This is a genomic window from Tissierellales bacterium, from assembly GCA_035301805.1.
Classification (GTDB): Bacteria; Bacillota; Clostridia; order Tissierellales; family DATGTQ01; genus DATGTQ01.
The window spans coordinates 1-19,906 of record DATGTQ010000202.1 but is presented as its reverse complement, the minus strand read 5'-3'; the positions used below and the strand labels follow the sequence as shown (position 1 = coordinate 19,906).

Annotated in this window: 23 protein-coding genes; all 23 read right to left on the bottom strand. The window is 30.4% G+C overall.

The genetic code is table 11. The features are described 5' to 3' along the window. Positions 1-18: 18 nt before the first annotated feature. The 23 genes from ispG to VK071_10495 all read right to left on the bottom strand — a co-directional run bounded on the left by ispG (position 19) and on the right by VK071_10495 (position 19,791). Positions 19-1,068 carry a flavodoxin-dependent (E)-4-hydroxy-3-methylbut-2-enyl-diphosphate synthase gene (ispG, locus tag VK071_10605; protein ID HLR35759.1) on the bottom strand — a complete coding sequence of 350 codons (1,050 nt, stop codon included), beginning with the start codon at positions 1,066-1,068 and terminating at the stop codon, positions 19-21. Positions 1,069-1,072: 4 nt separating this feature from the next. Further along, on the bottom strand, positions 1,073-2,098 hold the full coding sequence (gene rseP, locus VK071_10600) for an RIP metalloprotease RseP (protein HLR35758.1): 1,026 nt from the start codon (positions 2,096-2,098) through the stop codon (positions 1,073-1,075). A 2-nt stretch (positions 2,099-2,100) separates the two neighbouring features. Beyond that, positions 2,101-2,880: a phosphatidate cytidylyltransferase gene (locus tag VK071_10595; protein HLR35757.1), complete on the bottom strand. Its 780-nt coding sequence runs from the start codon at positions 2,878-2,880 to the stop codon at positions 2,101-2,103. Then, on the bottom strand, positions 2,881-3,618 hold the full coding sequence (locus tag VK071_10590) for an isoprenyl transferase (GenBank protein HLR35756.1): 738 nt from the start codon (positions 3,616-3,618) through the stop codon (positions 2,881-2,883). A gap of 53 nt (positions 3,619-3,671) precedes the next feature. Beyond that, on the bottom strand, positions 3,672-4,229 hold the full coding sequence (gene frr / locus VK071_10585; GenBank protein ID HLR35755.1) for a ribosome recycling factor: 558 nt from the start codon (positions 4,227-4,229) through the stop codon (positions 3,672-3,674). Between the two features lie 2 nt (positions 4,230-4,231). After that, positions 4,232-4,948 carry a UMP kinase gene (gene pyrH, locus VK071_10580; GenBank protein HLR35754.1) on the bottom strand — a complete coding sequence of 239 codons (717 nt, stop codon included), beginning with the start codon at positions 4,946-4,948 and terminating at the stop codon, positions 4,232-4,234. Between the two features lie 87 nt (positions 4,949-5,035). Then, positions 5,036-5,683: a translation elongation factor Ts gene (gene tsf / locus VK071_10575; protein ID HLR35753.1), complete on the bottom strand. Its 648-nt coding sequence runs from the start codon at positions 5,681-5,683 to the stop codon at positions 5,036-5,038. Positions 5,684-5,763: 80 nt separating this feature from the next. Next, complete coding sequence (rpsB, locus tag VK071_10570) at positions 5,764-6,468, bottom strand: 30S ribosomal protein S2 (GenBank protein ID HLR35752.1); 705 nt, start codon at positions 6,466-6,468, stop codon at positions 5,764-5,766. 167 nt (positions 6,469-6,635) lie between these two features. Then, positions 6,636-7,067, bottom strand: coding sequence for a chemotaxis protein CheW (locus VK071_10565; protein HLR35751.1), 432 nt, complete (start codon positions 7,065-7,067; stop codon positions 6,636-6,638). A 14-nt stretch (positions 7,068-7,081) separates the two neighbouring features. Next, positions 7,082-8,524, bottom strand: a complete 1,443-nt coding sequence (locus VK071_10560) for a chemotaxis protein CheW (GenBank protein ID HLR35750.1) — start codon at positions 8,522-8,524, stop codon at positions 7,082-7,084. A gap of 49 nt (positions 8,525-8,573) precedes the next feature. Next, on the bottom strand, positions 8,574-8,933 hold the full coding sequence (locus tag VK071_10555; GenBank protein ID HLR35749.1) for a response regulator: 360 nt from the start codon (positions 8,931-8,933) through the stop codon (positions 8,574-8,576). Positions 8,934-9,152: 219 nt separating this feature from the next. Continuing rightward, positions 9,153-9,935 carry a GTP-sensing pleiotropic transcriptional regulator CodY gene (codY, locus tag VK071_10550; GenBank protein HLR35748.1) on the bottom strand — a complete coding sequence of 261 codons (783 nt, stop codon included), beginning with the start codon at positions 9,933-9,935 and terminating at the stop codon, positions 9,153-9,155. A 13-nt stretch (positions 9,936-9,948) separates the two neighbouring features. Next, a complete protein-coding gene (hslU, locus tag VK071_10545) occupies positions 9,949-11,358 on the bottom strand; it encodes an ATP-dependent protease ATPase subunit HslU (GenBank protein ID HLR35747.1) in 1,410 nt (469 codons plus the stop codon). A gap of 12 nt (positions 11,359-11,370) precedes the next feature. Next, positions 11,371-11,901 carry an ATP-dependent protease subunit HslV gene (gene hslV, locus VK071_10540; GenBank protein ID HLR35746.1) on the bottom strand — a complete coding sequence of 177 codons (531 nt, stop codon included), beginning with the start codon at positions 11,899-11,901 and terminating at the stop codon, positions 11,371-11,373. A gap of 132 nt (positions 11,902-12,033) precedes the next feature. Then, positions 12,034-14,127, bottom strand: coding sequence for a type I DNA topoisomerase (topA, locus tag VK071_10535; protein ID HLR35745.1), 2,094 nt, complete (start codon positions 14,125-14,127; stop codon positions 12,034-12,036). A 30-nt stretch (positions 14,128-14,157) separates the two neighbouring features. After that, a complete protein-coding gene (dprA, locus tag VK071_10530) occupies positions 14,158-15,255 on the bottom strand; it encodes a DNA-processing protein DprA (protein HLR35744.1) in 1,098 nt (365 codons plus the stop codon). A 4-nt stretch (positions 15,256-15,259) separates the two neighbouring features. Beyond that, entirely contained in the window at positions 15,260-16,789 is a 1,530-nt protein-coding gene (locus tag VK071_10525; protein ID HLR35743.1) for a YifB family Mg chelatase-like AAA ATPase, read from the bottom strand. Positions 16,790-16,873: 84 nt separating this feature from the next. Beyond that, positions 16,874-17,230, bottom strand: coding sequence for a YraN family protein (locus VK071_10520; protein ID HLR35742.1), 357 nt, complete (start codon positions 17,228-17,230; stop codon positions 16,874-16,876). A gap of 150 nt (positions 17,231-17,380) precedes the next feature. Then, entirely contained in the window at positions 17,381-18,001 is a 621-nt protein-coding gene (locus VK071_10515; protein HLR35741.1) for a ribonuclease HII, read from the bottom strand. A gap of 2 nt (positions 18,002-18,003) precedes the next feature. Next, positions 18,004-18,858: a ribosome biogenesis GTPase YlqF gene (gene ylqF / locus VK071_10510; GenBank protein ID HLR35740.1), complete on the bottom strand. Its 855-nt coding sequence runs from the start codon at positions 18,856-18,858 to the stop codon at positions 18,004-18,006. Between the two features lie 62 nt (positions 18,859-18,920). After that, complete coding sequence (gene rplS, locus VK071_10505; protein HLR35739.1) at positions 18,921-19,268, bottom strand: 50S ribosomal protein L19; 348 nt, start codon at positions 19,266-19,268, stop codon at positions 18,921-18,923. A 140-nt stretch (positions 19,269-19,408) separates the two neighbouring features. Beyond that, positions 19,409-19,639 (bottom strand): hypothetical protein, encoded by a 231-nt coding sequence (locus tag VK071_10500; protein ID HLR35738.1) that lies wholly within the window; start codon positions 19,637-19,639, stop codon positions 19,409-19,411. A gap of 11 nt (positions 19,640-19,650) precedes the next feature. Then, positions 19,651-19,791, bottom strand: coding sequence for a hypothetical protein (locus VK071_10495; protein HLR35737.1), 141 nt, complete (start codon positions 19,789-19,791; stop codon positions 19,651-19,653). Positions 19,792-19,906: the final 115 nt, after the last annotated feature.

Sequence of the window (19,906 nt, the reverse complement as noted above, 5' to 3'; positions counted from 1 at the left end):
ATACATTAGTTATTATGTTTATAGTTCTTCAATTTCTTTAATCAATTCATCTAGTAGTTCTTCTTCCTTTACCTTTTTTATAATCTTACCCTTTTTAAATATTATACCATTTCCTTTACCTCCTGCAATACCTATATCCGCTTCTTTTGCTTCTCCTGGTCCGTTAACTATACAGCCCATTATAGCAACCTTCAATGGCTTTTTAATAGGGTCTAATCTTTCTAAAGCCTCTTCTACAATTTTAATTAAATCTATTTGAGTTCTACCACAGGTAGGACATGAAATAATTTCTACACCCTCATTTAATAAATTTAAAGACTTAAGTATTTCCCGCCCCACCTTTACCTCCTCTACAGGATCACCTGTTAGGGAAACTCTAATAGTATCACCTATACCCCTAGAAAGTAAAGAACCTATGCCTACAGCTGATTTAATAGTTCCTTGCCATGGTGGACCTGCCTCTGTTATACCTAAATGAAAAGGATAATCTACTAATTTAGCCATTTTTTCATGAGATTTTATAGTTAAATCCACATTACTTGCTTTTAAAGAAATTTTTATATTATCATAATTCATTCCCTCTAGTATTCGTACATTTTCCAAGGCACTATAGACTATGGAATCTGCATTGACACCGTTATATTCTTCCAAATATTCTTTTTTTATAGAGCCAGAATTAGCACCTATCCTAATGGGTACATTTCTTTCTTTACATATTTTTACTACCTCTTGTATCTTTTGTTTTGAGCCAATATTACCAGGATTAATTCTTAAGCAATCAGCCCCATTTTTCACTGATTCAATTGCTAATTTATAGTCAAATTGTACATCAGATATTAAGGGGATATTTATTTCTTTTTTAATTTCACCTATAGCCTTACATGATTCTATATCTGTTACGGCAACCCTTATTATATGACAACCTGCCTCTTCCAAATCCTTTATTTGTTTAACTGTTGAATCTATATCTTTAGTATTTGTATTAGTCATAGATTGGACAGTAATAGGTGCATCACCACCAATTGGTACATCTCCAACCATAATTTTTTTACTCTTTCTTCTTTCCACAATATCACCTTCCCAATAGCTTAAACCTAACAATATCTGTATAGGTAACAAATACCATTAAACCTAATAATAATACAAATCCTATAAGATGTATAACACCTTCCTTTTCTGGATCCATTGGTTTGCCCCTAAACAACTCTATAATTAAAAATAATATTCTACTACCATCTAAAGCAGGAATAGGTAATAAATTAAAGAAGCCTAAGTTTACACTAATATATCCCATTAAAGAAAGTACATTTATAAAACCATATTTAGCTGCATCACCTATAGTATGAATTACTCCTATAGGACCAGATAAATAATCGGACGTTACTTCACCCCTAAATAACATTCCTAAAAACTGAAACATAAGTTTTAATATTGTACCAGTTTCTTGAAAACCAGCCTTTATTGATAACAGAAATCCTTTTTCCATTACTGGTGCTATTCCTATCATTATTCTTTCTTCTTCTTTATTAAAAGTTGGTATTAAAGCAATATCTTTTGTTTCCCCATTTCTAAGTATTGTAATTTCCATTTCTTCATCTGCTTTGGCATTACTTATTTCTACAACTATAGAATTCCAACTTTTTACGTCTTTATTGTTAATTCTAATAATTGAATCTCCAGATTCCAATCCAGCCCTATGGGCAGGTGAGTCTACTATAGGCTCTTGAATCACCGTTGTAGGTACTCCAACTATACCTGAAATAATTGAATATACAATAATAGCTAATATGAAATTCATAATAGCACCTGCTACAATTACAGCCATTCTTGCCCATATTGGCTTATTATTAAAACTTCTCGGATCATTAGAACGTTCATCTTCACCTTCCATTCTTACATATCCACCTATAGGTAATGCCCTTATAGTATAATCAGTTTCACTAGTTTGTTTTTGATATAATTTAGGTCCCATACCAATAGAAAATTCATGTACCTTAATTCCAACTAATTTTGCTACTGCAAAATGTCCAAATTCATGGAACAAAATTACAAATAAAAATACAAAGATTGCCGCTATTGCTGTTTGCAAAAAATTCACCCCTAAGTAAAAAAGTATTTTATATAATAATATACTGCTGGTGCGGTTAAAAGTATGCTATCAAATCTATCTAAAACTCCACCATGACCAGGAATTATATTTCCAAAATCCTTTATTTTAGTAGCCCTTTTTATTTTTGATGCTGCTAAATCCCCTAGTTGTGCTATTATTGAAACTACTATTCCCAGTATGATTAAAGCCCCTATTTCCTTCAACCCCATAAATTTTGAAAACAATACAGTCAATAATACACTACCTAATACCCCGCCTATTGAGCCCCCAATTGTCTTATTTGGGCTAATACTAGGGCATAATTTTTTTGTACCGAATAAATTTCCAGATATATAGGCAAAGGTATCAGTTCCCCAAGCAATTATATAAACTAGCCATATATATTTTACTTTGTCTAGATATACAATATGATTCAAAAAAAATGGTATATAAAACATACTAAGAAAAGTAACAGCAGTATCCTGGAAACTTACTTCTTTTTTGAAAACAGGTATTATTAATAGTAAAGTAAGAAAAATTGCTATTAAAAATTCTAAAGATAATAAATTAAATGCCAAATTTCTAAAAAACAATGCTATAGCAAATAAATACCCTATAATTTTTATGGGTTTATATTTTACATTTTCTAATGCTGTATAAAACTCATAAAGTCCTACTAAAGAAAGTAATAAAACTAAACCGCTTAATAAAGCTCCACCTTTCATGGTTATAAATATTATTAAAATAAGACCTACTATCCCACTAATACTTCTAATTAATAGCTCTTTCACTTAAATTCCCCCAAACCGTCTTTCCCTATTTTGATAATCAACAATTGCCTGGTAAAACTTTTCCTCATCAAAATCCGGCCAATAAATATTTGAAAACAAAAATTCAGTATATGCTATTTGATATAGTAAAAAATTACTAACCCTCAATTCACCACTAGGTCTAATAAGTAAATCCGGATCTGGTTGATCTTTAGTATATAAATAATTAGAGAAAGTATTCTCATTTAAATCATCTATATCCATTTTACCCATTTTTACATCTCTTAATAAATTTTTTACACCATAAATTATTTCATCTCTACCGCCATAGTTTAATCCAATATTAAGAATCATACCCGTATTATTTTTAGTTTTTTCCACAGCCCTTTCTACTTCCTTTCTAGGAGCTTCTGGAAGTTTAGAATAATCTCCTAAAATTATTATTTTAACATTATTTCTATGAATTCTATTTAATTCATATTTAATATAATGAACTAGTAATTTCATAAGCCCTTCTATTTCGGTCTCTGGCCTTTTCCAATTCTCAGTAGAAAAAGCATATAAAGTTAAATGTTCTATCCCTATATTACCAGCCACTTCAACTATTTCTTTAACTCTTTCTACACCTACCTGATGCCCATAGTTTCTTGGCATATGCCTTTTTTTCGCCCATCTTCCATTTCCATCCATAATAATAGCTATATGCTTCGGCAAATTATTCATATCTATTTGTGATCTCAATTTATCCTTCTTTTTCATACTATAAGGCCTCCAATCAGCAAAAACCCCTTCTTTTTAAGAAGGGGGTAATTTTAAATCTCCATCAATTCTTCTTCTTTTACCTTAGTTATCTTATCAATTTCCTCAATATACCTATCAGTAATTTTTTGTACCTCTTCTTCAGCTAATTTTTGTTCATCTTCGCTAATTTCTTTGTTTTTTTCCATTTTTTTAATTTTATCATTAGCTTCTCTTCTAGTATTTCTTACTGCTATTTTAGCATTCTCAGCATTTTTACCTACTACTTTAGCTAAATCTCTTCTTCTTTCTTCTGTTAGCTGAGGGATAGGCAATCTTACAAGTTTTCCATCATTTGAAGGATTTAAACCTAAATCTGATTTTAAAATAGCCTTTTCAATCTCAGGTATTAAATTTGGGTCCCAAGGTTGTATTACTAATAATCTTGGTTCTGGCGCAGAAATACTAGAAACTTGATTTAGAGGAGTCATTACACCATAGGATTCAACAGTAATTTTACTAAGTAAGGCTGGATTAGCCCTTCCTACCCTAATGCCCATAAGCTCATCTTTAAAAGCATTAATTGAGTTTTCCATTTTTTCTTCTGTTTCCTTATGAACATCTAAATACATATTTATTCCTCCTTAATATGTGTACCAATTTTTTTACCTAGAACAACATTAACAATATTGTCCGGTTCATCAATGCCAAAAACTATCAAAGGAATGTTATTATCCATACATAATGAAGTAGCAGTAGAATCTATTACTCCTAATCCCATATTTAATATATCTATGTAACGTAAATTTTCAAATTTTTTAGCTGAGAAATTTTCATTAGGATCTGAATCATAAACTCCATCTACACCTTTTTTTGCTAATAATATTACCTCTGCTTCGATTTCAGCAGCCCTTAGAGCGGCAGCTGTATCTGTTGAAAAGTAAGGGTTACCTGAACCAGCTGCAAATATTACTACTCTATTTTTTTCTAAATGTCTAATTGCTTTTCTTCTAATATAGGGTTCGGCAATTTGTCTCATTTCTATAGCTGTTTGAACTCTAGTTTTTACGCCCTTTTTTTCTAGGGCCTCTTGTAAAGCAAGTCCATTTATGACAGTTCCTAACATTCCCATATAATCTGATGTAGTTCTATCCATTTGTTTAGCACTACGCCCTCTCCAAAAATTTCCTCCGCCAACTACAATACTTACTTCTACTCCAATTTCATGAATTTTTTTTACTTCTTCAGATATAGTAGAAATAGTTTTCTCATCCAGTCCAAATCCTTTATCACCAGCTAATGCCTCGCCACTTAGTTTTAAAATTACTCTTTTATATTTTGGTTGGGACATATTAACACTCCTTAATGCTCATTTAGTTTCTATTGTATTAATGGAGAACAATATTGTTCTCCATTAATACAATAAATTATTTTTTGATTACTTTTCCATTTGTTTTTCAACTTCTGCAGCAAAATCTTCTTCCCTTTTTTCTAGTCCTTCTCCAACTACAAATCGTTCAAATCTTCTTATTTTTATATTTTCACCTATTGTTGATATTTTTTCATTTAATAAATCTTTAATCTTCTTGTCGCCATCCTTTATATAAGGTTGTTCAAGTAAACATACTTCTTCATAATATTTCGCAATTCTACCAGATACTATTTTCTCAGCAATATGTTCAGGTTTCCCTTCATTTATTGCTTGTTGAAGTAAAATTTCTTTTTCTTTTTCTATTTCTGCTTCTGGTACATCTTCTTTTGCAACATACGTAGGATTTGATGCAGCTACTTGCATCGCTATGTCTTTAACAAATTTTTTAAATTCATCAGTTTTAGCAACAAAATCCGTTTCTGAATTTACTTCAACTAATACACCAATTCTGCCATTATGTATATATGCATCCACAAGGCCTTCAGCTGCAATTCTGTCAGATTTTTTAGCTGCTTTTAATAATCCTTTTTCTCTTAGAAGAACTATTGCTTCATCTATATCACCATCAGTTTCCACTAAGGTATTTTTACAATCTAACATTCCTGCACCAGTTTTTTCTCTTAATTCCTTTACTAAAGCTGCACTTATTTTCATCTTTTCCCTCCTATATTGTAAAAAGGGTAAGAGTTGTAAGGGAAGATCCCTTTATAAAACCCTTACCTTTTATAAATTGATTATTCTTCTATATCTAATTGTTCCCCTTGTTTACCTTCTAATACTGCATTAGCCACTGTTTCAGTTATAAGCTTAACTGCTCTTATAGCATCATCATTTCCAGGAATAACGTAATCAATTTCATCTGGATCACAATTTGTATCTACAATAGCTATAACAGGAATGCCTAAGATTTGAGCTTCTCTTACAGCAATTCTTTCTTTTCTTGGGTCTACAACATAAACTGCATCTGGAAGCTTATCCATAGTTTTTATACCACCTAAGAACTTTTCAAGTCTATCAGCCTCATGTTTTAATTGCATAACTTCTTTTTTAGGTAGTACTTCAAATATTCCCTCTTCTTCCATTTTGTTTAACTCATGAAGTCTGTCTACACGTTTTCTAATAGTTTTATAATTAGTCAACATTCCACCTAACCATCTTTGACTAACATAGTGCATACCACATCTTTTTGCTTCTGTCTCAATGGCTTCCTGAGCTTGTTTTTTAGTACCAACAAATAAAATTTCACCATCGTTTTCTGCAATTTCTCTAATAAAATTGTAAGCATCATCAATCATTTTTACAGTTTGTTGCAAATCAATTATATAGATACCATTTCTTTCCGTAAAAATATATTCATCCATTTTAGGATTCCATCTTCTTGTTTGATGGCCAAAATGAACACCCGCTTCTAGTAAACTTTTCATTGTAACTACTGACATACTTTCACCTCCGTGTTTTATTCCTCCACCCTCTTCCTACTCCAAAAGGACCATTAACAGGCACATCTTCAAGAGTCCAAGGGTGTGCGTAATTACTCTAGTAGTATACCATATACTAAAAAAATTATCAACAACAAATCCTAAATTTCTTACTTAAAGTGGCATCATTAATTTTTCAACAATTTTTCTAAATCTACTATCATAATCACCCTATTATTAACTTTACCAATATCTTTAATATATTCGTTAAAATTATTCTCTTCAATTACCAATGGCCTATTTATTCCATTATCATTGATTTGCAAAATTTCGGAAGAATATTCTACTATAAGTCCAACAGTATTCTTTTCATCTGATACTATAATTACCCTAGTATCTGAATCTATTTCAATCTTACCAATACCAAGTTTATCTTTTAAATCTATAATAGGAACTATCTCTCCCCTTAAATTTATAACTCCCTTTATAAAAGAAGGTGCATTTGGTACTTTAGTACATTCCTGCATCTTTTCAATAGAAAGTACATTTTCTATATTTAGCCCATAATCCCTATTGTCAAGCTTAAAAATTACATATTTTTCTTCAATGCCAAAGGCCATAATAATCCACCTCTCTAAAATAATGAATTTACATCTAGTATTAATGCTATTTTTCCATTTCCAAGGATAGTTGCTCCGGCCAAATACTTCGTTTCTCTTAAATATTTGCCTAAAGGCCTTATTACAACCTCCTCTTGTCCAATTAAATTATCAGCTAACAGAGCTATTTGTCTATCTCCTTTTCTAAGAACTACTATTTTAACTTCCTTAGAATATAATTTATTATCTATTCCCATTAACTTGTTCAACCTTATAAGAGGCAAAGTCTCTCCACCATATAATATAGTTTCCTGCCCCTGTACACTTTTTATATCATTAATGTTAACATTACCTATCTCAGATATAGAACTTAAAGGAATAGCAAATATTCCATCCTCCAATCCAATTAATAAAACTTCTATAATAGATACAATTGATGGCACCCTAACTTTCATAAGAGTATTATGTAAACTAGCTGTTACCTTTTCTAAATCCCCTATAATTTCCTCTATATCTCCCCTATTTAATATATTACTTGAATCTTTCATTCTATCTTTTATGGTTATCAACTCATGTACTAAACTTGATAAATCATCTAATCTATTAATATCTACCTTTACAGCTTCATTAGATTTATTTACTACTTCATTTTTCTCTTTATATAATTCTTTTGATGCTACTTTTTTCTTTTCGCCATTTTTAGAATTATCAGTTTCAATTTTAACATTTTTATCTGGATTAATAGGTAGAATATTCACTTCATCTACTTCAACAATGTTTAATAATTCTTTTTCAATTTCCTTCTCATTATATTTTGTAATAATAAGTATCTTAAATTCTAGATTAAATTTTTCATTTTCAATATCCTCAGCTGAAGGATTGGAAGATATAATCCTTGCAAATTTTTTTACAGTATTTAAAATAACAAAAGCCCTTGCAGACTTTAGCATACAATCGTCTTGCAATTTTATAGATATTTTATAACTATTTAGATCTTTCTTTGTCCCACTATTAATAAGGTTTAAAACATCCTTATCTATATTAATTTTTTCATTATTATTTTTGGGAGAATCTATTAGTTTTTTCTTATTTTTATTTAGGACTTTTCTAAGTAAAATTACTACATTTTCATAATCCTTACTATCTTCCTCTCCAACTTCATCAATATTTTTTATGGAATACTCTAATTCATAGAAACACTGAAATAATACATCTATAATATTAGTATCTATATTAATTTTATCATTTCTAAGATCATCTAAAACATTCTCCATAATTTGAGTTAAACCAGCTACATTTGTAAATCCCATAGTTCCAGACATATTTTTTAAAGTATGGGTTATTCTAAATAACTCCTGTAATAATTTCTTATTGGAAGAATCTTTTTCTAATTCTAATAAAAAATACTCCATATTTTGTAAATGTTCTTTTGACTCTTTAACAAATATATCTAAATATTGATTAATATCTAAATCCACTAGTGACACCTCCATTTTTATAGTGGTAATATATCTATAGTAATTGTAGTTATATAAATTTTTTCACTGCTTCCACTACCTTATCTGCCTGAAAAGGTTTGACTATAAAATCTTTTGCCCCCGCCTGAACTGCTTCAATAACCATAGACTGTTGTCCCATTGAAGAAGACATAATAATATTTGCATCTTCATCAATTTTTTTAATTTCTTTTACTGCCTGAATACCATCTACCTCAGGCATAGTAATATCCATTATGACTAAAGTTGGTTTCAATTCTTTATACTTTTCTATGGCCATAGCACCATTTCCAGCCTCACCAATTACTTGGAAACCATTTTTCGTTAAAATATCTTTTAGCATCATTCTCATAAAGTTTGTATCATCTACAATTAATATTCCTTCAGACATTTTATAACCTCCCCGTATTAATAAATTTAGCCTTTTGCATATATATTTGACATTTACCCATTATTTTTTAAATTTAATAACCGTTTTAGGTATAAATTACGCCATATGCCTATATATTATATCAACTATTTCTATTATAAAAGAAACTTTTTATTTAAATTATATAAACTTAGTTATAATTATATTTTATACAATAAAAAATAGTAGGTTATTAACCTACTATTCTGCTACCTTTTCCAACTCATCCAATAATTTATCATTGAGTATTTTTATGTGGGTACCTTTCATACCTAGAGACCTAGATTCTATAACACCTGCACTTTCAAATTTTCTCAAAGCATTTACTATTACAGATCTAGTTATCCCTACTCTATCAGCAATTTTACTTGCTACTAGTAAGCCTTCATCTCCATCTAATTCATTAAATATATGTTGCATAGCTTCTAATTCAGAATAAGATAAAGTTCCTATAGCCATTTGTACCACTGCTTTTTTTCTAACCTCTTCTTCAACTTCCTCGCTTTTAGCCCTGAGTATTTCCATACCTACAATTGTAGCACTGTATTCAGCTAAAACTAAATCATCTTCTGTAAACAATCTACCAAATCTAGCTAAAACTAAAGTACCTAATCTAGCACCACCGCTATTTATTGGTATTATAGTTGCAATTTTATCTGGATAGTCACATTCAGATACTTGATCAAATACACATTCAGTTATTTCCTCTACATTTTCCCTTGTTTCTACTATCTTTAGTAGTCCCTCATTATATTTTTTAGGAAATCTTTTCTCTCTTACAACTTCTTCTTGAATAATGTCACAGTCGAAACCAGTTGATAGTTTATAACCAAGAACCCTACCTCTTCGACTAGCAATATATACATTTGCATCTAAAATATCACTAAGTATATCACTTAACTCTGGAAAAGAAACAGGTTTTGAACCTGTACTTTGAAGTGATTTATTTAATCGTCTAGTTTTTTGTAGCAATCCTTCACCCATTATGATCCTCCTTTTATAATATATATTTTGATATGTCTTTTTGCTGAATTTCACTCATCAGTTTTTCTTTAACATAATTTTCATCAATTACAACCTCTTTATTTTCCAAATCTGGTGCATTAAAAGAAATATCTTCAAATAGTCTTTCTAAGACTGTATGGAGTCTTCTAGCACCAATATTTTCTGATTGCTGATTAGAGATATATGCAAAATTTGCAATTTCATCGAGAGCTTCATCAGTAAAGTCAACTCTAACCCCTTCAGTTTCCATTAACAATTGGTACTGTTTTGTCAAAGCATTTTTAGGTTTAGTTAAAATCTCTTTAAAATTTCCCTTAGTTAAACTATCTAGCTCCACTCTTAAAGGAAATCTACCTTGAATTTCTGGTATTAAATCACTAACTTTTGATACATGAAAAGCTCCAGCAGCAATAAATAACATATAGTCGGTTTTTACTGGTCCATACTTAGTTACAACAGTACTCCCCTCAATAATAGGGAGTATATCTCTTTGTACTCCTTCCCTAGAAACATCAACATTAGAGCCATATTCTTTACCAGCAATCTTATCTATTTCATCAATGAAAATAATACCATTTTCCTCTGCCCTACTAATAGCTTCTCTTATAACCTCATCCATATCCACCAATTTTTGAGCTTCTTGAGCACTAATAATCTTTTTTGCTTCCTTAACAGTAGTTTTCCTCTTCCTTGTTTGCTTAGGTAATATACTTCCAAAAATATCACTCATGTCAATATTTAATTCTTCCATACCTATTCCACTAAAATACTCTACAGTGGAATTTAAAGATTCTTCTACTTCTATCTCAATTATTTCATTATCAAGTTCCCCATTTTTAAGTTTTTTTCTTAGTGTTTCTTGATGGAATTTTACATTTTCCATTTCTTTTCTGCGTTTTTCTATATCTTCCTTTTCTTCTTTCTTACCTTCTTCTAACGCTCCAAATAAATATTCAATTGGGTCAGAAGTGTCAACTTTTTTTGCTGGTAAAGGTGCAAGCTTATGTATGATTTTTTCCTCAGCTAATACTTCGCTTTTATCATAGACTTTGTCTAGTTTTTCAGCTTTAACAATTCTTATTGAGGCTTCTACTAAATCTCTCACCATAGAGTCTACATCTCTACCAATATATCCAACCTCTGTAAATTTAGTTGCTTCAACCTTCACAAAAGGTGCATCTACAAGTTTAGATAATCGTCTTGCAATTTCCGTTTTACCAACTCCTGTAGGACCCATCATTAGTATATTTTTTGGTTTTATTTCTTCTTTAAATTCAATATCTAATTTATTTCTTCTGTATCTATTTCTTAAGGCAATAGCAACAACCTTTTTAGCTCTTTCTTGACCAATTATATATTTATCTAATTCTAGAACTACCTGACTTGGTGTTAAGTTCTTCATACTACCATCTCCTTAGAGAACTTCTACTGAAATATTATCATTTGTATAAACACATATTGATGAAGCTATTAATAAAGCTTCTTTTACTATGTCATTTACTTGTAAGTTTGAATATTTAGATAAAGCTTTTCCTGCTGCTAAAGCATAATTCCCACCGGAACCAATAGCAGCAATATTTTCTTCTGGTTTTATAACCTCACCATTTCCTGATATAACAAGTAAAGTTTCTTTATTTCCTGCTATAAGCATTGCTTCTAATTGTCTAAGGACTTTATCACTTCGCCACCTTCTGGCAAGTTCTATAGCAGCCCTTTCTAAATTCCCATCATGTTGGTCTAGTTTTTCCTCTAATATTTCTGCCAATGTTAAAGCATCAGCAACAGAACCTGCAAATCCAATAATTACCTCATCATTATATATTTTTCTAACTTTTTTTGCAGTATTTTTCATAATGGTCTTATCACCCATAGTTATTTGACCATCACCAGCAATAGCCACACTGTCTCCCTTTTTAATTGCAATAATTGTAGTTCCTCTTAGCATAGTTCCACACTCCTATTTTTCTCCCAAACAAATGACATGATATCATAATTTTATTATACCTTCAATAGGATTAAAAAATATTTTCAGAATATTATTCTCCCACTAAACTACTTATATCGTTTTTTGGTAAAACTAAGATTTTTCTTCCTTTTCAACTCTTTTATACCCACATTCTTTATTACTACATATGATATTTGTTCCTTTTTTATTTTTTTTCTTAACCATATAACTACCACAATCAGGACATTTTTCTTCAACGGGTTCATTCCAAGATATAAAATTACATTTCGGGAAATTACTACAGCCATAAAAAAGTCTACCTTTTTTTGATCTTCTCTTAATTACCTCACCATTACATATAGGACATTTAACATTTATCTTGTCAACTATAGGCTTTGTATTCTTACACTCAGGATATCCTGGACATGCTAGAAATTTACCATACCTTCCGTGTTTCACCACCATATTTCTACCACATTTTTCACAAATAACATCAGTTTCTTGTTCCTTTATTTCGATTTTTTCTATTTCTTTTTCTGCTTTTTCAAGAACTACATAAAAATCATCATAGAAATCCTTTACAACATCTTTCCAATAGTGACCACCTTCAGCAACTTTATCTAGCCTTTCCTCCATATCTGCAGTAAACTTTTCATTAATAATGTTGTCAAAATATTCATTTAATAAGTCATTTACTAATACGCCTAGTTCTGTAGGTTCAAAACTTCTATTAATCAATACTACATATTCCCTGTTTAAAATAGTTGAAATAGTAGGAGAATATGTACTTGGCCTACCTATTCCCAGTTCCTCTAAAGTCTTTATTAAACTAGCCTCTGTATATCTAGCTGGCGGCTGAGTAAAATGTTGCTTTGGGGTAATTTTATTCAGCTTTACTATTTCACCTTTTTCTAATAAAGGAAATTCTAAATTTCTATCTTTTTTATCAGAAATATTATATTCTTTCATAAAACCATCAAAAATGATTTTAGAACCAGATGACCTAAATACATAAGAATTAGACAGTATATTAACAGTCATAGTCCTATATACAGCGGGACTCATCTGGCTAGCTATAAATCTTCTCCATATTAAATCATATAATTTATATTGATCTAAAGTCAATGAGGCCTTTATATCATCAGGTGCCTTCTCTATAGAAGTAGGTCTAATACCTTCATGGGCATCTTGAGTTTCTTTTTTAGAATTATTACTAAAATTTCTACCTCCATTTGAATAATCTTTCCCATATTTACTAATAATATATCCTCTTGCACCTTTTATTGCTTCATTAGATATTCTAGTAGAGTCCGTTCTAATATAAGTTATTAAACCTTCAGTACCTTTACCCTTAATAGCAATACCTTCATATAATTGTTGGGCAATTGCCATAGTTTTTTTTGCAGAAAATCCTAATCTTCTAGATGCATCTTGTTGAAGCGAACTAGTTGTATATGGCGGATAAGGATTTCTACGTCTTTTACCTGTTTTTACTTCATCTACTATAAATTTATCTTTATCTATACTATCTAGTACTTTATTAACATCCTTTTTATTTTTAAGTTCTAATTTCTCATCTTTTTTGCCTTTCCTTATTCCGTAAAAACTAGATTCAAAACTTACTTTATCTTTACTATGATAAGCAGTTATACTCCAATACTCTTTAGGAATAAATTCTTCAATTTCATTTTCCCTATCACATATTAACTTCACAGCTACAGATTGAACACGCCCTGCGCTCAAACCTTTTCTTATTTTCCTCCATAATAAAGGGCTTATTTTATAACCTACTAGCCGGTCAAGAGCTCTCCGGGCTTGTTGAGCATCGACTAGATTCCTATCTATAGGTCTCGGTTTATCTACTGCTTTTAAAACAGCATCCTTGGTTATTTCACTAAATTCTATTCTTATTGGGTCTTTCTCATCTAATCCTAATATATAAGCTAAATGCCAAGATATAGCTTCACCCTCTCTATCAGGGTCCGTAGCCAGATATATTTTATCAGATTTTTTTGCCTCAGACTTTAATTCCTTAACAACTGGCCCTTTACCTCTTATTGTTATATATTTAGGTTCAAAATCATTCTCTATATCTATACCTAATTTACTCTTAGGTAAATCTCTAACATGACCTACTGAAGCTTTCACATTATAATTTTTTCCTAAAAATCTTTTAATAGTCTTTGCTTTAGCAGGTGACTCAACTATAACTAAATTTTTTTGCAATATTCACACCTCCAAATATTCACAAATATTCTACATTAAAGTATATACTTTACCTGGCATTTCTTCAACAACACCCTTTAACTCTAAAATTGTTAAAGTACTAGTTACAGTAGAAATATCTAAACCAGTTTTATATACAATACTATCGCAATGGGTTGAACCCTCCTTAATACATTTCACAATTTTAATTTCCGTTCCACTTAAATTAGAAAAATTTATCTTTTTCTCGTTAATTTCCTCAATCTTTTCATGTAGCTCATATATTTCTTCTATAATATCATGCACATCCATAACTATTTTTGCACCATCTTTAATTAACTTATTAGTCCCCTTGCTAAATAGGCTATTTATATTGCCAGGAACAGCAAAAATCTCTTTACCTTGTTCTGCTGCAAAACTAGCAGTGATTAAGGAGCCACTTTTTTCTTCCGCCTCAACTACAACTACTCCTAAGGATAAGCCACTAATAATCCTATTTCTTTGAGGAAAATTATAGGGTAAAGGTTTAGTCCCCAGAGGAAACTCTGATATAACTATACCATTTTCACATATAGAATTATAAAGTCCCTTGTTTTTTGCTGGATAAACTATATCAATACCACTACCTAGCACTGCTATGGTCCTACCATTTTCTTTTAATGCCCCTTTATGAGCACTAGTATCTATGCCATTAGCCATTCCACTAACAATAGTTATGTCTAAGCCAGATAGTTCATTAGCTATTTTTTTACCAGCCCACATGCCATAACTAGTTGCCTTTCGAGATCCAACAATAGCTATTGCCAAATTGTCCTTGGGAGAAAATTCTCCCTTATAATATAGGACTTTTGGACTTCCATATATATATCTTAAACTCTTAGGGTATGTATTATCAAATATAGTGACTACATTAACATTATTTTTCTCCATATTTGATAGTACATTCTCTAAAAATTCATGTTTTCTATAATATATAATACGCTCCTTCGTCTTCTTTCTAATACCCTTTAAAGCCATAATATCTTTACTAGGTATATGCCATAACTTAGAAATATCATCATATTCATCCATTAATAATTCAATAGTTGAGTTCCCAATATTAATACTATTTAACCATATAAGTATACCTCTATTAGTAACTTCCCCCATTATATTACCCCCAATACTTTTTATCCAAACTTCTATATTGTATAGCTTCTAAAATATGTTTTTCACTTATTTTCTCTTTCATATCTAGATCAGCAATAGTCCTAGATACTTTTAAAATTTTATTATAACTTCTTGCACTAAATTTAAATTTATTAAAAGCTTGATTCATAATAACTTCTGCTTCCGAAGTTAGTATACAATATCTTTCTAAAAGTTTGGGTATTAATTGAGAATTAGAATAAATACCTTCGTCTTTATATCGAAATAGCTGTCTTTCCCTAGCTTCACTTACCCTTTCCTTTATAGTAGCCGATGACTCAGTATATACATCTGTGCTTAAATCCTTATAATCTACTGGAAGCACCTCTATATGGATATCTATTCTATCCAAAAGTGGATGACTAATTTTATTTAAATATCTTCCAATATTTCCTTCAGTACAATTGCATTGGTGGAAAGGATCACCATAGTAACCACAGGGACATGGATTCATACTGCCAACTAACATAAAGTTGGCAGGGTATGTAAGACTAGCATTTAAACGAGAAATAGTTACTATACCATCTTCCATTGGTTGTCTCAAAGCATCTAATACCTTTTTTTGGAACTCGGGTAACTCATCTAAAAATAAAACACCATTATGAGCCAAAGACACTTCTCCAGGTTTTGGAGTTCTTCCTCCACCAATTAGCGATGATTCAGTTACAGTGTGATGAGGTGAACGGAAAGGTCTCTTTACGATTAAAGAGTTATGTTCTAATAATCCAGATACACTATATATTTTAGTAGTTTCTATAGATTCATCAAATACTAATTTAGGTAGTATAGATGGAATTCTTCTAGCTGCCATAGTTTTCCCGGATCCTGGCGGCCCAATTATAATTATATTATGAAATCCGCCAGCCGCGACTTCTAAGGATCTCTTTAGAATCTCTTGTCCTTTTATATCACTAAAATCCTCTAAGATCTCATCATTATTAGAAGAAATATTTTCTTTTCCACCTTTATATGGTTTTAAACTTTCCTTTCCATTTAAAAAGGCCACTAATTGTCTTAAATTTTTTACAGGGAATATATTTATTCCTTCAATCATACAGGATTCATCTTTATTATTATAAGGTAGAATTACATTTTTAATTCCCAATTCCCTCAAAGAAATAACCATTGGTAATGTACCATCAATGGCCGTAATTTGTCCATCCAAAGAAAGCTCACCTATAAAAATAGTATTATCATAGTTTTTTTCATGAATAATGCCTAAGGCTGACAATATTCCTACAGCTATTGCTAAATCAATTTGAGATCCTTCTTTTCTTAAATTGGCCGGAGCTAAATTTACAGTAATTCTGTTTAAAGGGAAATAATAATTACTATTTTTTATTGCAGTTCTAACTCTTTCTTTAGATTCCCTAATACCGATATCAGGAAGTCCAACTATACGAAAACAGGGCATACCTCTAGATAAGTCCGTCTCTACATCTACTATATAGCCATTTAGACCTTGCAATACGCAAGTTTTCACTTTTGAATACATAGACTCTTCCTTTCCACCAATTGTATTTTATAAAAAAACTACCATCTATTACCTGGGGAATAGGGAAAAAAGCATTTCTATTACCTACATACTAAAAGCATTATCTATATGATTTATCCTCTTATCATGCCCTATATAAACTTCCACTATATCAAATCTAGGTTGATAATAATGCATATTTTTCAAACTCATATAATACAAAGCTGTCCTCATTATTTTCATTTGCTTTTCCCTATTTACTGCCTCATAGGGATGTCCATAATAAGTGCTAGTTCTTGCTTTAACCTCTACAAATACCAATATTTTATTTTTAATAGCAATTATATCTATTTCACCAGTTCTAATTCTAAAGTTCTTTTCTAAAATTTTATATCCCTGTGCAACTAAATATTCTTCTGCAATTTTCTCCCCTAGCTTTCCCTTTTCTATATTTGTCCTCATTTTCCTCCCCTTTTTCTTAATTATTAAATAAGTTTAACTCTCTATTTTGTAATTAACACTTTAACATAATAAAAATTTTAATTAAACAAATATTTTAATAATTACTACTTATTTTTAATAATATAAGTATAGGTTTTTAGAGTTTCTTACTTAATCTGGATTGGTCTGTAAAATATTTTTTAAAAAGCTCAACCTATGAATTGGTGAAGGCCCTAGCTTTTTTATTGCATCTCTATGTTCTTTAGTCCCATATCCTTTATTTTTTTCAATTTTATAACCTTTATATTTATCTCCCCAAACTTTACATTGTCTATCTCTATAAACTTTTGCTATAATAGACGCACATGCTATACCATGACATTTAGCATCACCTTTAATTATATTTGATTGGGGAATTGGTAATTCAATTTTTTCTGCATCTATTAATAAATAATCAGGAGTTATAGGCTTTCCATTCTCATCTTTTAAGTTTAATACAGCCTTTTTCATAGCTAGTTTTGTACTTTCTTTAATATTTATTTCGTCTATAACCTTAGGTTCAATACTTCCTATACCTATAGCAATAGCCTTTTCCTTTATTTCATCATACAATCTTTCACGTTTCTTTTCAGTTAATTTTTTTGAATCTTTTACCCCTTCTATTATTAAATCTTTAGGCATGATTATAGCACAGGCTACTACATTACCAGCTAAAGGGCCTCTGCCAACTTCATCAATACAAGCTATATAATTACAACCCTTGTCCCAAAGTTCTTGCTCTAATTTTAACAAATCTAACTCCTCCTACTAGGAAACTCTAAAGTCATTCTTCCAAGTTTACCTTTTCTAAAATCATCTATTATTAAGTTACCAGCTTTCATATAATCAACTACTCCACCTCTTTGTATACATCCACGTTTTTTTGCTATTTCTAATATTATATCATGAGTAGAATTTCTTTCCACCTCTATAGCATATCTTTTTTCCAAATTTTCTGGATATATACCTTTTACCATATCTATAAAATGGAAAGCTAAATCATCCATCTCTAATAATTCATCCTTTATAGCACCAGTAAAGGCTAAATTTAATCCAATATTCTCATCTTTAATCTCACTCCATAAAACTCCTGGAGTATCTAGTAATTCCAAATCTTTTCTAATTCTTATCCATTGATTCCCTTTAGTTATACCTGGTTTATTACCTGTTCTAGCACCTTTTCTACCAGAAAGGCTATTTATTAAAGCAGATTTCCCTACATTAGGTATACCAATAATCATGGCTCTCATAGGCTGAGCTTTAACCCCTTTTTTCTTTAAGGCATCTCTTTTGTCCTTTGTAAGTTTGTAAGAATAATTTATAATATCCTTAATACCCTTATTACTTATTGCATTAACTAAAACAGCTGGTATTTTGTTTTCTTGAAAATATTTTATCCATTCTAAGTTCCCTTTTTCACTACTTAAATCAGACTTATTTAATATAATAAGCTGTGGTTTGTTTTTAATTAACTGTTTTATTGCCGGATTATTACTACTATAGGGAATTCTGGCATCTATAAGTATATAGACTATATCAACTAAATTTACATTTTGTCTTATAGAGTTTTTTGTTTTTTTCATATGGCCTGGAAACCAATTCGTTTTCATAATATTATCACCAACTTATTTATTCATAAATAAATATTGGGACTATAATAAGCCCCAATATTTTAGTAATTTGATTTTTCTTTAACTCTTGCAGATTTACCTTGTCTTTCTCTTAAATAATATAATTTAGATCTTTTTGTTTTTCCTCTTCTAGTAACAACAATTTTTTCAATTTTTGGTGAATGAAGAGGAAATGTTCTTTCAACTCCAACACCATAAGATATTCTTCTTACTGTAAAAGTTTCTCTAGCTCCCCCACCTTGTCTCTTTAGAACTGTCCCTTCAAAAACTTGAATTCTTTCACGGGAACCTTCTTTAACTTTATAATGTACTTGAACACTATCTCCTGCTCTAAATTGAGGAAGATCTTCCCTTAATTGTTCAGCTTCAATCATCTTAATAACATCCATTAGATAAACCTCCTTTCTCCATAGACGTTCATATCCTATAGACAGAGGACCGCCCGTTATAACTTGCTCTGTGTATTATAACACATGTATATTTAAAAAACAATATTATTGAAATATTATGCTACTTTTCAAAATTATTTTTATATTTTCCATTGCGCATTAATATTTTTTGCCAATCTAAGCTCTGGCCAAAATATATCAATTAGTACTATATTTCCTTCCCTTTTAGATTCCTTACTTATTTTCCAAGAATACCCTTCTTTAGTTTCTTCAATACTCTTAGTTATTAACCAATTATCCTTTAATAAACGTTCGGTATATTCGGTTAGGTCTTCCTTCTTAACTACATCTGCTTTATAAACTAATTCCACTGTTCTTAGACCTATCTTAGTGCTTTTTTATTTTCCTGAATTTCCCTTTCACCAACGACAAAATAAAGAGATGGAACCTCATTTCCTCCAACTTTAATAATTTCATCCTTACTAGATGTACAACCTGCAAGCAAAGGCATAAAAGCCATCAATAATGTAAAGATTCCAAACTTGGCCTTCTTCCTAGGTTTTATTATTTTCTAACTTCCACCACATATTATACATAGAATTCAAAAACTAACTCAAGTTAGAATGTTAGTAAATATC

What these genes read in the sequence shown, in the direction of transcription:
- VK071_10590 (HLR35756.1), bottom strand. Translation starts at nt 3,618, where the DNA reads ATGAAAAAGAAGGATAAATTGAGATCACAAATAGATATGAATAATTTG.
- frr (HLR35755.1), bottom strand. Translation starts at nt 4,229, where the DNA reads ATGTATTTAGATGTTCATAAGGAAACAGAAGAAAAAATGGAAAACTCA.
- pyrH (HLR35754.1), bottom strand. Translation starts at nt 4,948, where the DNA reads ATGTCCCAACCAAAATATAAAAGAGTAATTTTAAAACTAAGTGGCGAG.
- tsf (HLR35753.1), bottom strand. Translation starts at nt 5,683, where the DNA reads ATGAAAATAAGTGCAGCTTTAGTAAAGGAATTAAGAGAAAAAACTGGT.
- rpsB (HLR35752.1), bottom strand. Translation starts at nt 6,468, where the DNA reads ATGTCAGTAGTTACAATGAAAAGTTTACTAGAAGCGGGTGTTCATTTT.
- VK071_10565 (HLR35751.1), bottom strand. Translation starts at nt 7,067, where the DNA reads ATGGCCTTTGGCATTGAAGAAAAATATGTAATTTTTAAGCTTGACAAT.
- VK071_10555 (HLR35749.1), bottom strand. Translation starts at nt 8,933, where the DNA reads ATGTCTGAAGGAATATTAATTGTAGATGATACAAACTTTATGAGAATG.
- codY (HLR35748.1), bottom strand. Translation starts at nt 9,935, where the DNA reads ATGGGTGAAGGATTGCTACAAAAAACTAGACGATTAAATAAATCACTT.
- hslU (HLR35747.1), bottom strand. Translation starts at nt 11,358, where the DNA reads ATGAAGAACTTAACACCAAGTCAGGTAGTTCTAGAATTAGATAAATAT.
- hslV (HLR35746.1), bottom strand. Translation starts at nt 11,901, where the DNA reads ATGCTAAGAGGAACTACAATTATTGCAATTAAAAAGGGAGACAGTGTG.
- dprA (HLR35744.1), bottom strand. Translation starts at nt 15,255, where the DNA reads ATGGGGGAAGTTACTAATAGAGGTATACTTATATGGTTAAATAGTATT.
- VK071_10525 (HLR35743.1), bottom strand. Translation starts at nt 16,789, where the DNA reads ATGTATTCAAAAGTGAAAACTTGCGTATTGCAAGGTCTAAATGGCTAT.
- VK071_10520 (HLR35742.1), bottom strand. Translation starts at nt 17,230, where the DNA reads ATGAGGACAAATATAGAAAAGGGAAAGCTAGGGGAGAAAATTGCAGAA.
- ylqF (HLR35740.1), bottom strand. Translation starts at nt 18,858, where the DNA reads ATGAAAACGAATTGGTTTCCAGGCCATATGAAAAAAACAAAAAACTCT.
- rplS (HLR35739.1), bottom strand. Translation starts at nt 19,268, where the DNA reads ATGGATGTTATTAAGATGATTGAAGCTGAACAATTAAGGGAAGATCTT.